General features: G+C 64.9%; 21 protein-coding genes and 1 pseudogene. 15 read left to right on the forward strand and 7 right to left on the reverse strand.

The window, feature by feature from the left end:
- Nucleotides 1-494: 494 nt before the first annotated feature.
- On the forward strand, nucleotides 495-815 hold the full coding sequence (locus NUV99_00005) for a hypothetical protein (protein MCR4418543.1): 321 nt from the start codon (nucleotides 495-497) through the stop codon (nucleotides 813-815).
- Between the two features lie 100 nt (nucleotides 816-915).
- Here the strand turns inward: NUV99_00005 and NUV99_00010 are convergent, their stop codons facing one another.
- Nucleotides 916-1,338: a PIN domain-containing protein gene (locus tag NUV99_00010; GenBank protein ID MCR4418544.1), complete on the reverse strand. Its 423-nt coding sequence runs from the start codon at nucleotides 1,336-1,338 to the stop codon at nucleotides 916-918.
- Nucleotides 1,339-1,340: 2 nt separating this feature from the next.
- Entirely contained in the window at nucleotides 1,341-1,580 is a 240-nt protein-coding gene (locus tag NUV99_00015) for an AbrB/MazE/SpoVT family DNA-binding domain-containing protein (protein MCR4418545.1), read from the reverse strand.
- Between the two features lie 464 nt (nucleotides 1,581-2,044).
- On the opposite strand from NUV99_00015, the gene NUV99_00020 reads away from it, so the two are divergent.
- The 3 genes and pseudogenes from NUV99_00020 to NUV99_00030 all read left to right on the forward strand — a co-directional run bounded on the left by NUV99_00020 (nucleotide 2,045) and on the right by NUV99_00030 (nucleotide 2,588).
- Nucleotides 2,045-2,362 carry a TRAP transporter small permease gene (locus tag NUV99_00020; GenBank protein ID MCR4418546.1) on the forward strand — a complete coding sequence of 106 codons (318 nt, stop codon included), beginning with the start codon at nucleotides 2,045-2,047 and terminating at the stop codon, nucleotides 2,360-2,362.
- Nucleotides 2,337-2,396 (forward strand): annotated as a pseudogene (locus tag NUV99_00025) (hypothetical protein). Before NUV99_00020 ends, NUV99_00025 begins: the two are co-directional and overlap by 26 nt.
- A 3-nt stretch (nucleotides 2,397-2,399) precedes the next feature.
- Nucleotides 2,400-2,588, forward strand: coding sequence for a hypothetical protein (locus NUV99_00030; protein MCR4418547.1), 189 nt, complete (start codon nucleotides 2,400-2,402; stop codon nucleotides 2,586-2,588).
- A 121-nt stretch (nucleotides 2,589-2,709) separates the two neighbouring features.
- Here the strand turns inward: NUV99_00030 and NUV99_00035 are convergent, their stop codons facing one another.
- Together NUV99_00035 and NUV99_00040 are read right to left on the reverse strand one after the other, a co-directional pair.
- Complete coding sequence (locus NUV99_00035; GenBank protein ID MCR4418548.1) at nucleotides 2,710-2,964, reverse strand: type II toxin-antitoxin system RelE/ParE family toxin; 255 nt, start codon at nucleotides 2,962-2,964, stop codon at nucleotides 2,710-2,712.
- The gene (locus tag NUV99_00040) at nucleotides 2,957-3,295 is read right to left on the reverse strand and encodes a helix-turn-helix domain-containing protein (GenBank protein ID MCR4418549.1); all 339 of its coding nucleotides are present in this window, start codon (nucleotides 3,293-3,295) and stop codon (nucleotides 2,957-2,959) included. Before NUV99_00040 ends, NUV99_00035 begins: the two co-directional genes overlap by 8 nt.
- A 205-nt stretch (nucleotides 3,296-3,500) precedes the next feature.
- Between NUV99_00040 and nadD the strand changes: the two genes are divergently transcribed.
- The 7 genes from nadD to holA all read left to right on the forward strand — a co-directional run bounded on the left by nadD (nucleotide 3,501) and on the right by holA (nucleotide 10,237).
- Nucleotides 3,501-4,136 carry a nicotinate-nucleotide adenylyltransferase gene (gene nadD / locus NUV99_00045; GenBank protein ID MCR4418550.1) on the forward strand — a complete coding sequence of 212 codons (636 nt, stop codon included), beginning with the start codon at nucleotides 3,501-3,503 and terminating at the stop codon, nucleotides 4,134-4,136.
- A 68-nt stretch (nucleotides 4,137-4,204) separates the two neighbouring features.
- On the forward strand, nucleotides 4,205-4,528 hold the full coding sequence (gene rsfS, locus NUV99_00050; protein MCR4418551.1) for a ribosome silencing factor: 324 nt from the start codon (nucleotides 4,205-4,207) through the stop codon (nucleotides 4,526-4,528).
- A gap of 9 nt (nucleotides 4,529-4,537) precedes the next feature.
- Nucleotides 4,538-7,015, forward strand: coding sequence for a leucine--tRNA ligase (gene leuS, locus NUV99_00055; protein MCR4418552.1), 2,478 nt, complete (start codon nucleotides 4,538-4,540; stop codon nucleotides 7,013-7,015).
- A gap of 10 nt (nucleotides 7,016-7,025) precedes the next feature.
- Entirely contained in the window at nucleotides 7,026-7,628 is a 603-nt protein-coding gene (locus tag NUV99_00060) for a ComEA family DNA-binding protein (GenBank protein MCR4418553.1), read from the forward strand.
- Nucleotides 7,629-7,735: 107 nt separating this feature from the next.
- Entirely contained in the window at nucleotides 7,736-8,512 is a 777-nt protein-coding gene (locus NUV99_00065; GenBank protein ID MCR4418554.1) for an enoyl-CoA hydratase-related protein, read from the forward strand.
- A gap of 13 nt (nucleotides 8,513-8,525) precedes the next feature.
- Nucleotides 8,526-9,194: a GntR family transcriptional regulator gene (locus tag NUV99_00070; GenBank protein ID MCR4418555.1), complete on the forward strand. Its 669-nt coding sequence runs from the start codon at nucleotides 8,526-8,528 to the stop codon at nucleotides 9,192-9,194.
- On the forward strand, nucleotides 9,191-10,237 hold the full coding sequence (gene holA / locus NUV99_00075; protein ID MCR4418556.1) for a DNA polymerase III subunit delta: 1,047 nt from the start codon (nucleotides 9,191-9,193) through the stop codon (nucleotides 10,235-10,237). Before NUV99_00070 ends, holA begins: the two co-directional genes overlap by 4 nt.
- Here the strand turns inward: holA and NUV99_00080 are convergent.
- The 3 genes from NUV99_00080 to NUV99_00090 form a co-directional block, all read right to left on the reverse strand.
- Complete coding sequence (locus tag NUV99_00080) at nucleotides 10,234-10,533, reverse strand: hypothetical protein (protein ID MCR4418557.1); 300 nt, start codon at nucleotides 10,531-10,533, stop codon at nucleotides 10,234-10,236. The two genes, holA and NUV99_00080, sit on opposite strands and share 4 nt — an antisense overlap.
- Before the next feature lie 179 nt (nucleotides 10,534-10,712).
- Nucleotides 10,713-10,988, reverse strand: a complete 276-nt coding sequence (gene rpsT, locus NUV99_00085; GenBank protein MCR4418558.1) for a 30S ribosomal protein S20 — start codon at nucleotides 10,986-10,988, stop codon at nucleotides 10,713-10,715.
- Nucleotides 10,989-11,134: 146 nt separating this feature from the next.
- Nucleotides 11,135-12,652: a DUF429 domain-containing protein gene (locus NUV99_00090; protein MCR4418559.1), complete on the reverse strand. Its 1,518-nt coding sequence runs from the start codon at nucleotides 12,650-12,652 to the stop codon at nucleotides 11,135-11,137.
- Between the two features lie 423 nt (nucleotides 12,653-13,075).
- Here NUV99_00090 and NUV99_00095 point away from each other — a divergent pair, with 423 nt between their 5' ends.
- The 4 genes from NUV99_00095 to lepA all read left to right on the forward strand — a co-directional run bounded on the left by NUV99_00095 (nucleotide 13,076) and on the right by lepA (nucleotide 18,517).
- A complete protein-coding gene (locus tag NUV99_00095; GenBank protein ID MCR4418560.1) occupies nucleotides 13,076-13,405 on the forward strand; it encodes a phage holin family protein in 330 nt (109 codons plus the stop codon).
- A 376-nt stretch (nucleotides 13,406-13,781) separates the two neighbouring features.
- Nucleotides 13,782-14,768 carry a stage II sporulation protein P gene (locus NUV99_00100; protein MCR4418561.1) on the forward strand — a complete coding sequence of 329 codons (987 nt, stop codon included), beginning with the start codon at nucleotides 13,782-13,784 and terminating at the stop codon, nucleotides 14,766-14,768.
- Nucleotides 14,769-14,812: 44 nt separating this feature from the next.
- Nucleotides 14,813-16,375: a murein biosynthesis integral membrane protein MurJ gene (murJ, locus tag NUV99_00105; protein MCR4418562.1), complete on the forward strand. Its 1,563-nt coding sequence runs from the start codon at nucleotides 14,813-14,815 to the stop codon at nucleotides 16,373-16,375.
- Between the two features lie 342 nt (nucleotides 16,376-16,717).
- The gene (gene lepA, locus NUV99_00110) at nucleotides 16,718-18,517 is read left to right on the forward strand and encodes a translation elongation factor 4 (protein MCR4418563.1); all 1,800 of its coding nucleotides are present in this window, start codon (nucleotides 16,718-16,720) and stop codon (nucleotides 18,515-18,517) included.
- Nucleotides 18,518-18,521 lie beyond the last annotated feature (4 nt).

Here is an 18,521-nt window from a genome sequence, read left to right on the forward strand (position 1 = left end):
CGAACGAAGGAATGATGGGGCCTAGACCCCGGGAGACATGATAGGGTAGCCGAGGGCCAAAAAGGTGAGGGTGCCACCCAAAACTGGACCAAGTATTAATCCACACCTGAAAGGGGGAAACGATGAAGGTTAACCCGGCAGGTTTCCCAGGGCGGCTGTGGGTATGACGCGGTTATGGACTCTGGGGCCAACCCCATGGTGGTGGCAGTTTAATTCGGAGCTTTAATCCTGAGTTGCCCACAGGGATCCACAACCGCTTGGCAGCGCCACGGGTGAGAGAACAGACTGCTGCCGGTACCAACGAGCCAAACCATTTTCAAACTGGCACGCCCTATTCGATGGGGGTGCTGCCCACATATCCACAGCCGCGCCTGCTCCTGCTGGGCCGGCAAAACCAAAAAGCCCCCAAATTCCCCAGCAAGACCCCAAGATTCTATGAGCGCGGGAGTTTGGAGGAGTTGAAAGCTAAATCATTGAGATAGGAGGTTCGTATCATGAAGGAGATAGTTCTGTATAACCTCAAGGATGAGGTTACCGAAGAGCAGTACGAAGCCTACTTCCGTAACAAGAAGGGGCCGGCCTTTGCCGCCTTTCCCTCCTGCCGGAGCGTAACCCTCAACAAGGTGGTGGACTCCAAGACCGGTTCCATCCCCTACCGGTACGTGGCGGTGGTTGAGATCGCCGACCCGGCGGGCTGGGAGAAGGACACCGCCTCCGAGGTGTTCCAGGAGATCCTGCGGGAGTGGGGGGAAATGGTGAAGGAAGGGGCCCATATTCTCTTTGCCGAAGAAGTGGGAAGGTGGGAGAAAGAGTAAGGGGCTTCTTTTCGCCGGGGGCCGGTAGCGAAACCGGTCCCCCGGCCATCGGTTCGGGGGCAGGGCATTTTCTTGCCATTACCTGGGATCATAAGGTTGATCAGGACTTTGCCAGCGTAAGCTGTCTTATTTCGGGCGGAAGACGGCCGAATTCTGGGTCGCGGTGAACAAGGGTAGCGCCTGTGGCGGCGGCCAGGCCGGCGATAAAGGCATCGGCGACACTCATTCCTCCTCGGGCCTTTAGTGCCGCTGCCTGCCACAGCAGCGTCTCGTCAGGCCATGCTTCCTGTAAGTCTAACTCCCGGATCTGGAGGATGAGCTTAACCGCCTCCTCGGCCCCTTCGGTGGCGATGGCAAGATAGGCGATTTCGAAAATGGTCATGAAGGACAGATACACAATGGCCTCGCCGCGAGCCGCCTCCGCCAGGATTCGCCCTACCTCTTCCGCCCCCTCCTCGTCTTGATAGTAGGCCAGTAGGGCGCTGGTATCCAGTACGTAACTTGCGGACCCGTTAGTGTCCATGCTTATTGCTCCCGCTCCCCGGCCCGGTAAGACAACAGGGCCTGCAGGAGGCGTTTCCCCCGGCCACTTCCCCTAAAGTCCTGGTGAGCCTCCGGGAGGGGAACTACCTCGATCTTGTCTCCCTTGGGAATCCAGGCCAGGCGGCTTCCTTCGCGGATATGGTATTGCTCCCGGATGGCCGCGGGAATCACGGTTTGATAGCGTTGACTTACGGTACTCTTGCTGATCCTTTGCGAGGTCATAGAGGCAACCTCCTCGTTGAAATTCTATAGGATGTTTCTCCTGATTGTCAAGCAGTCTAGTCTCACGCCTTGTGGTGGCCGAGGATGTCTTGCGATACACTTGTTCTTCAGTATCTAGGTTCAGGCGCTGTTGAGGCAGCCTGCTTTCACGGGACGGTCATGAAAATCGCCCGGGTTCGCTCTTGGGTGGCTGCAGGATGCTAGGGCCGTCAGAGGGTTCGGAATCGCTCTTCTTCGCTCCCGATTTGGGGTTGCCAGGCGGGCGAGCCGGAGCCCAGTACTCCGGTGAACTGGGTCAGGAATTGATCAACGCTCTGCGCTCGGTCAAGTAAGGCTTTCAGCCGGTCAGCCCTAGCCGTCCCGGGCCGGTTTCCCGTCCCGGGCGGCTCTTTATTGAAGGGGGGAACACCTTGCGTCGACTTAACGCTTGGCTGGGCGTTGCTGCCGGTTAGCTGATACTGGTGATGGGCTGTTTGGGCTTCCTGGAGGTGGTGGCTCGGTCGGCCTTCCACCGTCCCACCCCGTGGTCCCTGCCCATTTCCCAGTACCTCTTGCTGACGGTCGCCTTTATCGGTACCGGTTACTGCCTGCAGGCCGACGGCCACATAAACATCGAACTCCTCGTAGATCGGCTTCGGGGAAGTACCAGGAAGGGCGTCGTTTTGTTGGGTTACGCCTTATCGATAGTATACGTGGCCGTAGCCCTGTATTACACCCTGAAGGCACCCGGCGGTTTCTTTGGGAGCGCAGTCCCGAATCGCCCACCCGCCTACGGAGTTTGACGTTATCGGCGGTTTGCTGGGCGAGAGTTTGGAGATGGTGCGCTGCGAAACCAGCGACCTTTTGGTGCCGGCGCGGGCGGAAATGGTCATCGAAGAAAAGGCTCTGGGATCGGCGGAAATAGAGCGTATGGTGGGCTTGGTATTGTCCGATGTTTGTACCACCCGGTCGCCTCGGATTCCGTTGCCCGCAGAGGTAGAATCTCTGTTGCGGACCGTGCACCACTAGAGCCGCCACCATCCTCCCACGTCTTTATGGGCCCGGCCCGGTCCGCCAGAACTGGATTGGGCCGGGCCCGCCGGATTTCCCTACGCTTGGATTTGCGCCTTCACGGGCATAATCCACTTACTCAGTAAACGTCTCCCCTTGGCCCTATAGTGGTGATAACCAACCGCTTTTGTTTCTTGTCCACCATAATCAGCACCCTCCGACCTCCTACCCGGAGGCTCCATTCCGGCCGACCCTTGAGAGGCTTAACCAGTACCTGCCGGGGGTCTTCCTGGAGCTTCTGGAGAGCATTCAATATCCGCTTTTGCTCCTTTCGGGGCAGCCGCTCTAGGTAGCGCCGGGCCGGTTGAAGGATGATTACCTGCCACTCAGTCACGTTCAGCCTCCAGGAGTTCCCCTCTGACTTTCTCCAGAGACTCACCCTTGTCCAGGCCGGCCAGGTAGGCCTGCCAGGCTGTTTCGCTTGCCGTAGCTTCCTCAGGGGTTAGAGGCTCATCATAGTCCGCTCCACGGCGTCCGCTGCCCGCAAGCGGGTTTCCGGCCTCTGAAGCGCTGAAGCGGAACCAGTCCAGGAGTTCTTCTTTAGAGAAACGCCACTGGCCGCCAATTTTGCGGGCGGGTACCGCTCCTCTTCTGGCGTATCTTCTTAAGGTATACTCGCTGATCTTGAGCATCTTGGCTGCCTCTTCCAGCGTGAGAATCTCCACGGAGACATCACCTCTAGCAACAGGTTAGCACAGAGCGCTCAAATCTGCAATATAGTAGACAATCGCGTCGTCCTCGCAGGTTCGGTCCCCGGCGAGTTGCACGTCTGCTTTGGCGAGCGGTCGCTTCGGACCTTGCGGGGTTTTCCAGTAGGGTATATAATAGCCAGGTGGGAAACCCCAAGGGGAGGTGCCAGGGCGCGGGAAAGTGTCTAGGCTGGGCATCATGGGCGGAACCTTCGATCCCATCCATTACGGCCACCTGGTAACGGCCGAGGCGGCCCGTACGGACTTTGGCCTGGAGGCCGTAATTTTTGTGCCCTCGGGGTCCCCGCCGCACAAGGCGGGTCAGGCGTTGACCCCTGCCCACCACCGCCACCAGATGGTGGTGCTGGCCGTGGCCAGCAATCCCTGGTTCAGGGTTTCCCGGGTGGAGATCGACCGGCCGGGTTATTCCTACACCGTGGATACGGTGAGGGAATTCCAGCATCAATACGGCGGAGATGCCGAGTTTTATTTTATTACCGGCGCGGACGCCATACAGGAGATCCTGGCCTGGCACCGGGTAGACGAGCTACTGGCCCGGTGCCAGTTTATTGCCGCCACCCGCCCCGGATACCACCTCCAGAGTCTGGGGCAGGTGCTGGGCAAACTGTCGCCGGAGCAGCGCCTGCGCATCCACCTGCTGGAGGTGCCGGCCCTGGCCATTTCGTCTACCGACGTGCGCCAGAGGGTGCGCTCGGGTCGGTCCATAAAATACCTGGTTCCGGAGGCGGTGGAGCAATACATTTTCGACCACGGGTTGTACCGAGGGCGGGAAGAAAAGGAGGCGGCCGGCCGCTGATGCCCCCGCACAGGGCCGTTCCTCCTGCAGACCAGGGGAGGATGGTGGGTGAGGAGGCAGCCTGGGAAATGGCCCGGGTGGCCATGAATGCGGCGCTGGACCGCAAGGCCAGGGACGTGCTGGCCTTAGACTTGCGCCGTGTATCCCTGGTGGCGGACTACTTCGTTCTGGCCAGCGGCACCTCTACCACGCAGACCCGGGCCATAGCCGATCGGGTCACGGAAAAAATGCGGGAGGCCGGCTACACGCTGCTTCACACCGAGGGTTATAACTCCGCCCTGTGGATTCTTTTGGACTACGGGGCGGTCGTGGTGCACATCTTTCGCGAGGAAGAGCGGCGCTTTTACGACCTGGAGAGACTCTGGGGCGACGCCGAGGTGCGAACCGTTTAGGAGGAGACCATGGAAGACCGTTACGATTTCCGGCGCCTGGAGAACAAGTGGCAGAAGGCTTGGGAGGAGCAGGATCTCTACCGGGTGGAGGAAGGCGGAGAACGGCCCAAGTACTACCTCCTGGAGATGTTTCCCTACCCCTCGGGCAACCTGCATATGGGTCACGTCCGCAACTATTCCATCGGCGACGTGGTGGCCCGCTACAAGGTGATGCGGGGGTATAACGTGCTCCACCCCATGGGCTGGGACGCCTTCGGACTTCCGGCGGAGAACGCCGCCATCCAGCACGGCATTCATCCGGCGGTGTGGACGCAGAACAACATCGAGAACATGCGGCGCCAGCTCAAGGCCCTGGGCTTCAGTTACGACTGGGAGCGGGAGATCACCACCTGTCTGCCGGAGTACTACCGCTGGACGCAGTGGCTGTTTCTCCAACTGTACAAGCACGGCCTGGCCTACCGCAGGAAGGCGGCGGTCAACTGGTGTCCCTCCTGTCAGACCGTGCTGGCCAACGAGCAGGTGGTGGGCGGGCGGTGCGAACGCTGTGAGACCCCGGTAGAGAAGCGCGATCTGGAGCAGTGGTTCTTCCGCATCACCGCCTATGCCGAACGGCTGCTCGAGGGGCTGGACCGGCTTCCCGGCTGGCCGGAAAAGGTAAAGGTGATGCAGGAGAACTGGATCGGCAAGAGCTACGGGGTGGAGGTAAAGTTTACCGGCCCCGAGGGCGAGGATCTGACGGTTTTCACCACCCGGCCGGATACCCTCTACGGCGTTACCTACCTGGTTCTGGCCCCGGAGCACCCCCTGGTGGAGAAGCTGGTGGCCGGGAGGCCGGAGGAACAAGCGGTACGGGACTTTGCCTGGCGGGTGCGGCAGATGAGCGCCGTGGACCGCACCGCGGCCGACCTGGTCAAGGAGGGGCTGTTTACCGGCGCCTGCGCCCGCCATCCCCTTACCGGTGAGGCCGTGCCCATTTGGGTGGCCAACTACGTGCTTCCCGAGTACGGCACCGGTGCGGTGATGGGTGTGCCGGCCCACGACCAGCGGGACTTCGAGTTCGCCCGGGCCTACGGCCTGCCGGTAAAGCCGGTCATCAGGCCCGCCGAGGGCGGCCCGGAGGAAGGCGGGCTGGCCCAGGCCTACGAGGGTGACGGCGTCATGGTTAACTCGGGTCCCTTCAGCGGCCTGCCCAACCGGGAGGGGATCGAGCGTCTGGCCGACTACCTGGAGCAATCCGGCCTGGGCTGCCGCACGGTCAACTACCGGTTGCGGGACTGGCTCATCTCCCGCCAGCGCTACTGGGGGGCTCCCATTCCCATTATCTACTGCGACCGCTGCGGCATCGTGCCGGTTCCCGAGGAGGACCTGCCGGTGCTGCTCCCCCATGAGGTGCAGTTCAAGCCTACGGGGGAGTCGCCGCTGACCACCTGCCGCGAGTTCCTGGATACCACCTGCCCGCAGTGCGGAGGCCGGGCACGGCGGGAAAGCGATACCATGGATACTTTCGTGTGCTCCTCCTGGTACTTCCTGCGCTACGCCAGCCCCAACAGCCGTACCCGGGCCTTCCTGCCCGATAAGGTCAACTACTGGATGCCGGTGGATCAGTACATCGGAGGGGTGGAGCACGCCATCCTGCACCTGATGTACGCCCGCTTCTTTACCAAGGTGCTTTACGACCTGGGCCTGGTGGGAGTGGACGAGCCCTTTACCAATCTTCTCACCCAGGGGATGGTACTGAAAGACGGCAGCAAGATGTCCAAGTCCAAGGGCAACGTGGTCAGCCCGGAGGATATTATCGCCCGGTACGGCGCCGATACCGCCCGTCTCTTTATCCTTTTTGCTGCGCCGCCGGAAAGGGACCTGGAATGGAGCGACGCGGGGGTGGAGGGCTGCCACCGCTTCCTCAACCGGGTGTGGCGGCTGGTAAACTCCTTGCTTCCGGCCCTGGGTCCCGCCGGCAGAGCTGCGGCCCCAGAAAACCCTGCCGATCGGGAGCTGTGGCGGCTGGTGCACGGGACGGTCAAGCGGGTAACGGAGGACATCGAGGAACGGTTCAACTTCAACACCGCCATCAGCGCCGTCATGGAGCTGGTCAACGGGCTTTACCGTTACCGGGACGACGTGGCGCCGGCAGAACAGGACCCGGCCCTGCTCCGTGTGGCGGCCGAAACCCTGGTGCTTCTGCTGGCTCCCTTCGCCCCCCACCTGGCCGAGGAACTGTGGCACCGGCTGGGCCACGTTCAAAGCGTGCACCGCCAGCCCTGGCCGGAGTACGACCCCCGGGCGCTGGTGGCGGAAGAGGTGGAAGTGGTGGTGCAGATCAACGGCAAGGTCCGGGACCGCCTGCGCCTGCCCGCCGGCCTGGACGGGGAAAAGGCCCGCGAGTTCGCCCTGGCGCAGGGCAAGGTGCAGCAGTGGCTGGCGGGTAAGCAGGTCCTCAAAGTGGTGTGGGTTCCGGATAAACTCATAAACCTGGTGGTGCGGTAGGGAAACAACCGTGGTTTGGGATCGTCGCCTACTGGTGGTGCTGGCGCTTCTGGCCGGTGCCCTGGCCTTTGCCGCCGGGGTCAAGTACGGGCGCCTGCGGAGCGAGCCGCCCCCGGTCCTGGTTCCGGCGGCGGAAACGGTTTCCGCGACCGAAACCACTTCGGAACAAGAGCCCAAGGCGGTCCGGGTGCACGTGGCCGGGGCGGTGGCCCGTCCCGGGGTGTACGAGCTGGCCGAAGGGGCCAGAGTCATGGAGGCGGTGCAACAGGCCGGTCCCCTTCCCGAAGCGGACGTCCACGCCCTTAACCTGGCCGCTCCGCTGGCGGACGGGCAGAAGATCACGGTTCCCCGGCAGGGAGAGTCCCCGGCTGCGGCCGGAGGCCCGGCGGCGTTCGCACCCGGCGCGGGTGGGGCGGGCGGGCCCATCAACATCAACGTTGCCAGCGCCCAGGAGCTGGAGGCCCTTCCCGGCATAGGGCCCACGCTGGCCCAGCGGATAGTGGCCTACCGGGAGGAGCACGGGCCTTTTCGTACGGTTGAAGACATAAAGAACGTCTCCGGGATAGGCGAGGGGCGCTACGCCCAGATCAAGGAGCTGATAACGGTATATTGAGAAAAGGAAGCGATGGATCCTCACCTTTCGCCGGCAGTCCTGTCCGGAGGAACCGGCACTGCCGGCAGGGAAAAGTGAAGATGAGACAGTAAAAGGAGGGGTTTTCCTTGGGCGAAAAAGTGACCCTGGAAGTGGCAGAGGCTATTGCCCTGGTGACCGTCAACAACCCGCCGGTCAACGCCCTTTCCGCTCAGGTATTCGATGAGCTGGAGGCGGCGCTGGACGAGCTCTACCGGCGCCGGGACGTGGGCGCGGTCATCATCACCGGAGCCGGGGAGCGGGCCTTCGTGGCCGGGGCGGACGTGACCCAGTTTCCCAGCCTGGACGGGGTTTCCGGCGCGGATTTTTCCCGGCGGGGCCAGGGGGTGTTCGACAAGATAGAGGAGCTGCCGGTGGTCTCCATTGCCGCGGTGAACGGTGCCGCCCTGGGCGGAGGCTGCGAGCTGGCCCTGGTCTGCGATCTGCGGGTGGCGGCGGAGAACGCCGTTTTCGGACAGCCCGAAGTCAACCTGGGGGTAATGCCCGGTTACGGGGGCACCCAGCGGCTGCCCCGGCTGATCGGTGCCGGCCTGGCCAAGGAACTGATCTTCACCGGGGATCCCGTTTCCGCCCAGGAAGCCTACCGGATAGGCCTGGTGAACCGGGTGGCACCCCGGGGCCAGGCGGTGGAGGAAGCCCGCAACCTGGCGCGCAAGATCCTGAGCCGTGCGCCCATAGGCGTGCGCGTGGCCAAGCAGTGCATCAACCGTGGACTCCAGACTTCCCTCCGAGAAGGACTGGCCCTGGAGGCCGCCGCTTTTGGGGGACTTTTCGAAACCGAGGACGCCAAGGAAGGAGTAAAGGCCTTCCTGGAGAAACGGGCTCCGGTTTTCCGGGGTCGATAGAGGTGGAAAGGGATTGCTGAACCAGAAAGGCGCGGGAGGCCGCCGCGAAGGCGAGCTGGCCCGCTACGAGGAAATCGCCCTGATGCTGGCGGCGGACATCGCCCGCGGCCGCTACCGCGAGGGCGAGCGCATCTACGGCCGTTCGGTCCTGGCCGGCCAGTACAGCGTTTCCCCGGAAACCATCCGCAAGGCCGTGGCCCTGCTGCAGGCCCGGGAAGTGGTGGAAACGGTGGCCGGCAGCGGGATCATCGTGCTCTCGCGGCGGGCGGCCCAGAAGTTCGTGGAGGACTTCGAGGAATTCTCCGCTCTGGAGAAGATGGAGAAGCGCCTGGACGAACTGCTGGAGCAGCGCAACCGCCTGAACGCGGAAATCGAGCACCTGACCCGCGAAATCGTGCACTATAAGGAAGCCCTCTTGAAGCAGATGCTGTACAACACCGAGGAGATCAAGGTGGGCAGCGGTTCGCCCCTGGTGGGGCAGAGCGTGCAGTCGGCCAACATCCGCGCCCTCACCGGGGTGACCGTGACCGCGGTGCGGCGGCGGGGGGTGCTTTTCGACTCTCCCGGGGAAGAGGTTACCCTGCAGCCGGGCGACGTACTGCTGGTGGTGGGGGATAAGGGGGGCAAGGAGAAACTGAGGGGTCTGGCCGCAGGGGCGGCCGAGGAGGCCGGAGAGATTTGAAGTCTCAGGGGCTTACTCCGGGGAAGGTTCTGGCCCGGGCCCGCGAGGGCCGGCCGGAGCCTTTTTACCTTTTCTACGGTCCCGAGCGTTACCTTGTTCGCTTGGTGCTGGAGCGCCTGGCCGGCTGCCTGCCCGAGGAGGTGCGGGCCTTCAATTGCCTCTTTGCCGAAGGCGGGCAGCGGCCGGTAGCGGAACTGTTGGGCTGGATCTCCACCTTTCCGGTGGGCGCTCCCTGGCGGCTTTTGGTGGTGCGGGACGAGGAGCTGCTCACCGGGAGATCCAGGCGCGAAGACGAGGAGGCCTACCTGAATTACCTCGCCCGGCCCGCACCGGCCGGCTGCCTGGTGCTGGTGGCCGGAGCGGAAGTAGATACGGCCGGGCGGCTCTACCGGGCCGCTGCCGCCGCCGGCCGCACGGTGGCCTTTGAGGCGCTGGAAGCCGGGGAAATGCGGCGCTGGGCCCGGGAGGAAGCCTCTGCCTACGGCAAGAGCCTGCGGCCGGATGCCCTGGCCTATCTGGTATCGGTTGCCGAAGGGGATCTGAGCTTCCTGCTGGGATCGGTGGCCAAGGCCTGCCTCTATGCGGGCGAGGCCAATGAGGTCGACCTGGCCGCCGTGCGCGAAGTGGTCTCGGCCACTCCTCAGGGCACCATCTTCAACCTGGTGGACGCGGCGGGTGAGGGAGATGCCGCCCGCGCCCTGGTCCTGCTGCGGCGGCTGCTGGACGGAGGCGAGGCACCCCTGCGGCTTTCCTACCTTCTGACCCGGCAGGTACGGCTGTTGCTGTGGGCGCGGCTGCTGGTGGCGGAGGGCAGGTCTTCGGCCGAGGTCGGCCGGCAGCTGGGGTTACCGGGTTTTGTGGCGGAAAGGCTCCTCCGGCAGATGCAGCGCTTCGATACGGACCGGCTGGAAGAAGCCCTGGAGGAACTCCTGGCCGTGGACGTGAGGCTGAAAAGCACCGGTCGGGATCCCCGGGCGGTGCTGGAAGAGGCAATCTGGTTTCTATGTAGGCCTGCTAGGGGGCTAGCAGGCCACCGCGGCTAGCGGTCCTGGCGGGCCATCTGCTGTTCCCGCTGGATTTCCGCCTGGGTTTTGGAGGATCCGGGCTCGTCCTTGGCAGCGTTCTGCCAGGCCTGTTGGTTGCGGCGCTGCCGCTCCTGAGTGACTTGGGCGTTGTACTGCTCTTCCCGCCGGCTTTCGGCCGGGGTTTTGGCCGATCCCGGGCCGAGATCGGCGGCGGTTTCCCAGGCCTGGCGATTGCGCTGCTGCCGGGCCTGCTCGCGCTGCTGCTCGCGATTGATCTCGGCCTGCGTCTTCACCGAGCCCGCCTTGGGTGCCAAGCGGCTCAACCCCCTTCCCGGTATAGAGGTCTGAACTCCGGTTATAGTATGTGGTGGCGAGAAACAAAAAAACCGGTCGCCGTCTACCCAAGAAATGCAAAGCCGCAAGGACGTTTGCTCGCCTCCTTGCGGCAGAAGACCCACGACCTGTGGCCCCGGCGCCGCGGGCTTTGGGCGGACTAGGTTTGAGCGGTTTTCTTGTTAAAAAGCCTGTATAACAGCGACTTGCGGCGCGCGGCCGTATTCTTGTGCAGCACGCCCCGGGTAACCGCCCTATCGATGACCCGAACCGCCTCGCGCAGCCGTTCCGACAGCAGTTGCCGGTCGTTCTGCTCCATGGCTTCACGGAAGCGCCGGATGGCGGTCCGGGTCCGGGACTTTACCGCCCGGTTGCGAAGGGCCCGGCGTTCCGCCTGCGCGGCCCGCTTGAGCGCCGACTTGTTCTTCTTGGCCAAGTGCGGTGTCACCTCCTATTCGCCCTACCATTTTAGCATCCCGGAACCCTTCTGGCAACACCACCCGCCGCCGACTTGTCCAGAGTTTACCTCGGCCGGCGAGGCGGCCGGCGGGAACGGGAATTCCCCCGGCCGGGCCGGGGTCGTCAGGGCAGGGGAACGATCAGGTATCCTTCCCCGGCGTTTCCCAGGGCCTCGTAGCGGCCGGCCAGGTAGAAGTAGCCCACCAGGGCGGCGGTGAGCGCGTCCAATTGGTGGTGGCTCGGCCGCCGGCCTCGGGCCGGCAGGCGCACCCCGGCGTCTACCAGCGCCCGGTGTAGTCCCTCCAGGTCCGCCCGCTTGCGCGGCCAGCCCAGGATGTCCTGGGCGGCTCCCGGGTAGCACTCGATGACCTCCTTTCCTTCCCGGCGCAGCCGCTCGGCCAGGCGCATGCCCCGGAGGGTGAGCCCGCGCATCTTTTCGATCAGGCAGGGATACACTCTGATGCCCCGGCGGACGAGGACCCGCTCGCATTCACGGGTGAGACCGTGAACGCGGCACGGGCAGGAGTCGCTGGTGCAGCAGCGCCCGGCCGGCAGGCTCAGGGGAGCATCGATGGACACCAGTTCGGCCCCGGCGGCCCGGACCAGTCGCATTATTTCCTCGTCGGTCGCGGCCCGCGCGAGGTCGGCCTCCTCGCCTCTCAGCAGGCAGAAGCCCGTCTCCCGGGCTTCGGTGGCCGCCAGGTCTATCCCTACCGCCGCCGGAACCCGCCCGCGGGCCTCGATTTGCCGGATCAGCCCGGGAACCAGCAGGGGGTGCCGGCCGGAGGCACAGGCTGCGGCCGGACCGGGTTCTCCGGGCAGCGGCCGCCCGAAGGCATCGGGCAGGTACGGGAGGGCGTCGGGGGCCGGGCCGGAAGAGAAAGCCGGGTCGGGCGAAAAGCCGGCCTCGCGGGCCTTGAGGGCATAGACCAGGTCCATGAGCCGGGCCAGGTTGACCGTATCGCAGCGGTTGTAGAGCAGCAGCCGGTCAAGGGCATCCCGGTCCCCGTCCTGGAAACGCCGCCACAGCACCACCGCCTGGTGGCCGTCTATATCCCGTACCGTCTCCGGCCGGGAAATGCCGAGCCTGGCCTCGATGCGTTTGAGCGGCCCGCCCAGGCCCAGACCTTTCAGCAGGTAGCGCAGGTCGAGGTGAATGGGGGGAAGGAGTATTCCCGGGAACTCCCGGCGCAGGAAGCTCAGGTCGAAGAGGGTGCCGTTAAAGGTCACCAGGATTGCGAAGCCCCGCAGGTAGTCGGCCGCAGCCTCCAGATCCGCTCCCCTGACGAAGGCCCGGGCTCCGCCGGCGTCGCAGCAGCCGATCACCGTTACCCGGTCGTAGTAGGGCGACAGACCGGTGGTCTCCAGGTCAAGGAACACCGTCCGGGCCCTAAACTCGGCGTAGGCGCGCCAGTGTTCCCGGCGGGGCAGGTGGCGGGCGAAGAACGCCGCCTGCTGCCGGGCCAACGCCTCTTCCGCCCGCGAAAGGTATTCCCGGGCCGCCGCCTGCTGGCGGCGGTTGAGCCCTGCCGCGCCCAGCCCGGACCGCAGATCGTTCCAGGTGAGGATCCGGCGCTGCCAGAGCCGGTTTTCCGTGTGCCGGCCTATGCCGGGGATGAAGATGAAAGAGTGCCGCAGCATGGTCTACCTCTCGGCCTGAATAATACGCCTGTGCACGGCGTGCGGCAACCCTGGCCCGAACGGTGATTCCTCCGGCTCCACCCGGCGGTCCTGGTTCCCCCGAGCACCTAAAGCGTGCCGGGCACCGAACTCGGCGAGGGCGGAGGCGGGCCGGAGGCCAAGGATGGCCGAAGCCGCGCCGGCGCCACGGACGGCGCCTAAGCGGCGTGCCCGCCGGAGGGCGAAGCCCGAGCCCTAGTTCGGTCGGCAAAGCGACCGGTACAAGGGGGAACCCGGACCGCCGGGTGGAGTAACGCTGAACGGCCGCCGGTTTTGGCTGTTGAGCACGGTACTGCCGGTCGTTCGAGGCTCCCAGTTGATGGTATAATTCCGTCCCTTGCCGGTCAAGCTAATAGCGGGAAGGAGGTGTAGCCTGTGGGCAAAGTGCTGGCGGTAGTAATCCGCTTCCTGGTGTCGGCGCTGGTCCTGCTGCTTATCGGGTGGTTCCTGCCCGGGATACGGGTGGCGGGCTTCACCGGAGCGCTCATAGCGGCGGTGGTGATCGCCGCTCTGGGATACCTGGTGGAGACCGTGCTGGGGCCTAAGATTTCCCCCCGCAGCCGGGGCCTCGTGGGGTTCATCACCGCCGCCGTGGTCATCTACGTGGCCCAGTTCATAGTGCCGGCCTACTTGTCGGTGAACATTCTCGGCGCGCTGCTCGCAGCCCTGGTGATCGGCGTCGTGGATACCTTTGTACCCACCGCTCTACGCTAGTCGCAGGTGGAGGCGGATGAAACGCAGGACGCGGCCCTTAACCGGGCCGCATTCCTTATGACTCGTGCTTTTTGCCCCGGCAGTCCTGGTTTCTCCGGGTACCTAAAGCGTGCCGGGCACCGAACTCGGCGAGGGCGAGGGTGGAGGCGGGCCGGAGGCCACGGACGGCCGCAGCGGCGGGGCGCCACGGACGGCGCCTCCGCCGGTAGCCCGCCGGAGCCCGAAGGTCGAGCCCTAGTTCGGTCGGCTAAGCGACCGGTACAAGGGGAAACCAGGACTGCCGGGGACAGTGGGGCAACCGGGCCGAGGCCCACCTGACGGTACTATAACCGGCAGGCGGCGCATAGACTGGGGTAGGAGAAACGGGGGGACAAGAGTGCGCCTCTACCTGGTCTTGCGCCGCCGTCGCCTCTTCGCGGCGGCCCTGCTACTGCTGATCGGGTCCCTACTTCTCTTCGGCGTTCCCCGCCTTTCCTGGCCGCGCACGGATCTCCCGGTTAGCTGGGGCAAACGCATTTTGACCTCGGTGCTCCCGCTCCCGGGTTCGGAGCCCGTGCTCGCCTCCTGGTCTTCCGGTTGGAGCGGCGTGGACCTGAGGACCCCGCAGGGGTGGCTTCAGGTGCAGATGCCCGCGCTTTCTACCGGCCGGGGAGAGGCCCTGCCGGCCGCGGGGCGCTATAACCCGGAGGAGGAGGAAGAAGAAGAGGTCTCGCCCCGCCCCGGTATACCCCTGGAGCCGGTGAATCCGGTGCTTCCTCCTACCGGACAAGCCGAGGAGGTAGAGCTGTTCATCTATACTACCCATAACGCGGAAAGCTACCTGCCTGACTACGGGGTGGCCAGGGTTTCTCCGGGGACTTCGGGCGGGGTGACCCGGGCGGCGGCCGCCCTGGCGTCGGCCCTGGAGAGAGAAGGGGTGCGGGTGGTGCTTTCTCCGGCCATCCACGATTACCCCGAGCTTACCGGCGCCTACGCCCGCTCTGAGGTCACCGTCAAGGCGGCTCTGGCCGCCTACCCGAATCTGGCGGCAGTCATCGACGTGCACCGGGACGCCGGCGATCGTCCGGTGACCGCGACGATAGAGGGGCGGGAGGTGGCGCAGGTGCTCCTGGTGGTGGGCTCCAACCTGCGCTTGTCCCATCCCACCTGGGAAGAAAACCTGGCCTTCGCCCGCCGGGTGGAGACCAGGATGGAGCAGCTCTATCCGGGCCTCTGCCGGGGGGTGAGGGTTCAGAGCGGGCGCTACAACCAGCACCTGCACCCGCAGGCCCTGCTGGTGGAGATCGGCAACCAGCACAATACTCTGGAGCAGGTGGAGGCGGCGGCCGGACTGCTCGCCCGGGTATTAAAAGAAGTAATCTGATGGTATAATTAGGGGCGTGATCGGAGCAAGGGAGACGGGTCTGGGTGAGAGGTAGCCAGGGAACGGCGGGCGCCGCGGGACTGTTGACGGCCGCCATGGTCGCCTCTCGCCTATTGGGCTACGTGCGCGAGGTCCTTCTCTATGCCCGCTTCGGGCAGAACAACCTTACCGATGCCTATCAGGCGGCCTTTTCCATCCCCGATTTTCTCTACCTGCTGCTGGTGGGGGGAGCCCTGAGCTCGGCCTTCATACCCGTATTTGCGGGATATTTGGCCACCGACCGGGAAGAGGAGGCCTGGAAGGTGGCCAGCACCGTCTTCAACTTCGTCATTCTCATGATGCTGGTGGGCATCGGTCTGGGGCTGATCTACACCCCGCAGCTGGTGCGGCTTCTGGTGCCGGGCTTTGACGCCGAAACCATGCGGCTGACGGTAAAGCTCACCCGCATCATGTTTGCCCAGGCTTTCTTCATGGCCTTAAGCGGCGTGGCCATGGGCGTGCTCTATTCGTACCGGTATTTCACCGCCACCGCCCTTTCCGCGGTGCTCTACAACCTGGGGATTATCCTGGTGGGCTGGTTCCTCTCCCCCTATCTGGGCATTACCGCTTTTTCTCTGGGAGTGGTAGTGGGCGCGGTGGCGGGATTTGCCGTGCAGGTGCCGCCTCTGTTGCGCTACGGGGTGCGCTACCATTTCAGCCTTAACCTCGGCCATCCCGGGGTACGGAAGATCTGGCGTTTGATGGTGCCGGTCCTGATAAGCCTGTCCGTCACCCAGCTCAACCTGTTCGTGAACCAGAACCTGGCCTCCCACCTGGCCGAAGGACTGGTGGCCGCGCTGCGCACCGCCCAGCGGCTGATGCAGCTCCCCATCGGCACGCTGGGCGTGGCCCTGGCGGTGGCCAGCTTCCCCAACCTTACCATCCAGGCGGCCCAGGGCCGGTACGACGACTACCGCCGCACCCTCTCCCTGGGCCTGCGCTCCCTGGTCTTCCTCCTGGTCCCGGCCAGCCTGGGCCTGATCGCCCTGCGGGTACCCATAGTGCGCCTGCTCTTCGAGCAGGGGAAGTTCACCCCGGAGGATACCCTGGCCACCGCCCAGGCCCTGCTCTTCTACTCCCTGGGCATCGTGGCCTACGGGTGCATCCAGGTGCTGAACCGCTCCTTCTACGCCCTTCAGGACACCACCACCCCCATGGTGGCCGGGGTGGCGGCCATCGGCCTCAATATCTGGCTGAACGTGAGCCTGGTGGGACCCCTCGGTCACGGCGGCCTCGCCCTGGCCTACTCCCTGGCCGGCGGGTTCAACTTCGTGCTGCTTCTGCTCCTCTTGCGGCGACGCTTGGGCCGAATAGGCGGGCGGGCCCTGGCCACCTCGGGGCTCAAGAGCCTCCTGGCCGGCACGGTGGCGGTGCTGGGCGCCTGGGTGGTCGCCGGGCACCTGGAGCCGTACGCCCTGCTCGCGGGCAAGCTGGGTCAGGCACAGCAGGTGGGTGCGGCTATAGGCCTGGCCCTGCTGGTATTCGTGCTGGCCGCGGTGGCGATGCGCATGGAGGAAGTGGGCCAGGTCTGGGAGGTAGTGAAGCGCCGCCTGGGCCGCCAGCCCTAGAGACGCCTTGGCGATCCGGCGGTTGGGCTGCCTCAGGGTCGGCGGTCCTGGTTTCTCCGAGTACCTAAAGCCTCGCCGGGCACCGAACTCGGCGAGGGCGAGCGTGGAGGCGGGCCGGAGGCCACGGAAGGCCGAAGCCGCGCCGGCGCCATGGATGGCGCCTAAGCGGGGAGCCCGCCGGAGCCCGAAGCACGAGCCCTAGTTCGGTCGGCGAAGCGACCGGTACGAGGGGGAACCAGGACCGCCGGCACGATAGCCCGGGGAGATGCCAAAGACCGGCCTCCTTGTTGCCCCCCGGGGCCAATGTTATAATGGTCCACGGAAAACGAGGGGGACGGAGGCTTGGATCCGCGCTTCATTCGTAATTTCTGCATCATCGCCCACATCGATCACGGTAAGTCCACCCTGGCGGACCGCCTGCTGGAGTTTACCGGAGCGATCGAGCCGCGCGAGATGACCGAGCAGATCCTGGACCAGATGGATCTGGAGCGGGAGCGGGGCATTACCATCAAGATGAAGGCGGTGCGGCTGGAGTACAGGGCTTCGGACGGCCACACCTATTACCTCAATCTCATCGATACCCCCGGCCACGTGGATTTCAGCTACGAGGTGTCCCGGAGTCTCGCGGCCTGCGAGGGCGCGCTTCTGGTGGTGGACGCCACCCAGGGCGTGCAGGCCCAGACCCTGGCCAACGCCTACCTGGCCATCGACCAGAATCTGGAGATCATCCCGGTGATCAACAAGATCGATTTGCCCAGTGCGGACGTGGAGCGGGCGAAGCGGGAGATAGAGGAAACGGTGGGGCTGGACGCCTCGGAGGCCATCCTGGTTTCCGCCAAGATGGGCTGGGGAACGCAGGAGGTGCTGGAGGCGGTGGTGCGCCGCATTCCGCCGCCGGGGGGACGGGCCGAAGCGCCGTTGCGGGCCCTCATCTTCGATTCCCTCTTTGATAATTACCGGGGGGCGGTTCCCTACATCCGGGTGATGGACGGCCGGGTGCGCGCCGGCGATCGCATCCGCCTGATGTCCAGCGGCCTGGAATTCGAGGTGGACGAGGTGGGCATCTTCACGCCCCAGCGCCGGCCGGTGGAGGAACTCTCGGCCGGTCAGGTGGGCTACCTCACCGCCGGCATCCGCCAGATCGAGGACACCCGGGTAGGGGATACCATCACCGGTGCGGACCGGCCGGCGGACGAGCCCCTTCCCGGGTACCGGCCGGTAAAGCCCATGGTCTTCTGCGGGCTCTACCCCACCGACAACCGGGCCTACGAGAATCTCCGGGACGCCCTGGCCAAGCTAAAGCTCAACGACGCCGCCCTGGTTTACGAGCCGGAGACCTCCCAGGCCCTGGGTTTCGGCTTTCGCTGCGGTTTTCTGGGCCTGCTGCACATGGAAATCGTGCAGGAGCGGCTGGAACGGGAGTACGGGCTGGAGCTGGTGAGTTCCGCGCCCAGCGTGGCCTACCGGGTGGTGAAGACCGACGGCGAGGTCCTGACCGTCGACAATCCCAGCCGCCTGCCGCCGCCGGAGAAGATCGACCGCATGGAGGAGCCGGTGGTCAAGGCCACCGTCCTGGTGCCCTCGGCGCACGTGGGGCCGGTAATGGAACTGGCACAGGAGCGCCGGGGCCAGTTCCTAGGCATGGACTACCTGAGCGGCGACCGGGTGATGCTCACCTACCGCCTGCCCCTGGCGGAAATCATTTACGACTTCTTCGGCCAGCTGAAGGCCCGCAGCCGGGGCTACGCCTCGCTGGATTACGAGTTCGACGGCTACCAGGAGGCGGACCTGGTGCGGCTGGACATCCTCATAAACGGGGAAATGGTGGACGCCCTTTCCTGCATCGTGCACCGGGAACGGGCCTACCAGAAGGGGCGGGAGCTCACGGTCAGGCTCAAGGAACTGATCCCCCGCCAGCTTTTCGAGGTGCCGGTACAGGCGGCGGTGGGCAGGAAGATCATCGCCCGGGAGACGGTGAAGCCCCTGCGCAAGGACGTGCTGGCCAAGTGCTACGGCGGGGACGTCACCCGCAAGAAGAAACTTCTGGAGAAGCAAAAAGAAGGCAAGAAGCGTATGAAGCAGATAGGCAGCGTAGAGATCCCGCAGGAGGCCTTCATGGCCGTCCTGCGGCTGGAGGAATAGCCGG

This window comes from Clostridia bacterium (genome assembly GCA_024653205.1).
In the GTDB taxonomy this organism is placed as follows: domain Bacteria; phylum Bacillota; class DSM-521; order Neomoorellales; family SLTJ01; genus JANLFO01.

Excerpts from the sequence above, each read along its gene's own strand:
- NUV99_00020 (MCR4418546.1), top strand. The coding sequence starts at position 2,045 with ATGGGCTGTTTGGGCTTCCTGGAGGTGGTGGCTCGGTCGGCCTTCCAC.
- rsfS (MCR4418551.1), top strand. The coding sequence starts at position 4,205 with ATGGCCCGGGTGGCCATGAATGCGGCGCTGGACCGCAAGGCCAGGGAC.
- NUV99_00015 (MCR4418545.1), bottom strand. The coding sequence starts at position 1,580 with ATGACCTCGCAAAGGATCAGCAAGAGTACCGTAAGTCAACGCTATCAA.
- leuS (MCR4418552.1), top strand. The coding sequence starts at position 4,538 with ATGGAAGACCGTTACGATTTCCGGCGCCTGGAGAACAAGTGGCAGAAG.
- NUV99_00010 (MCR4418544.1), bottom strand. The coding sequence starts at position 1,338 with ATGGACACTAACGGGTCCGCAAGTTACGTACTGGATACCAGCGCCCTA.
- NUV99_00090 (MCR4418559.1), bottom strand. The coding sequence starts at position 12,652 with ATGCTGCGGCACTCTTTCATCTTCATCCCCGGCATAGGCCGGCACACG.
- NUV99_00005 (MCR4418543.1), top strand. The coding sequence starts at position 495 with ATGAAGGAGATAGTTCTGTATAACCTCAAGGATGAGGTTACCGAAGAG.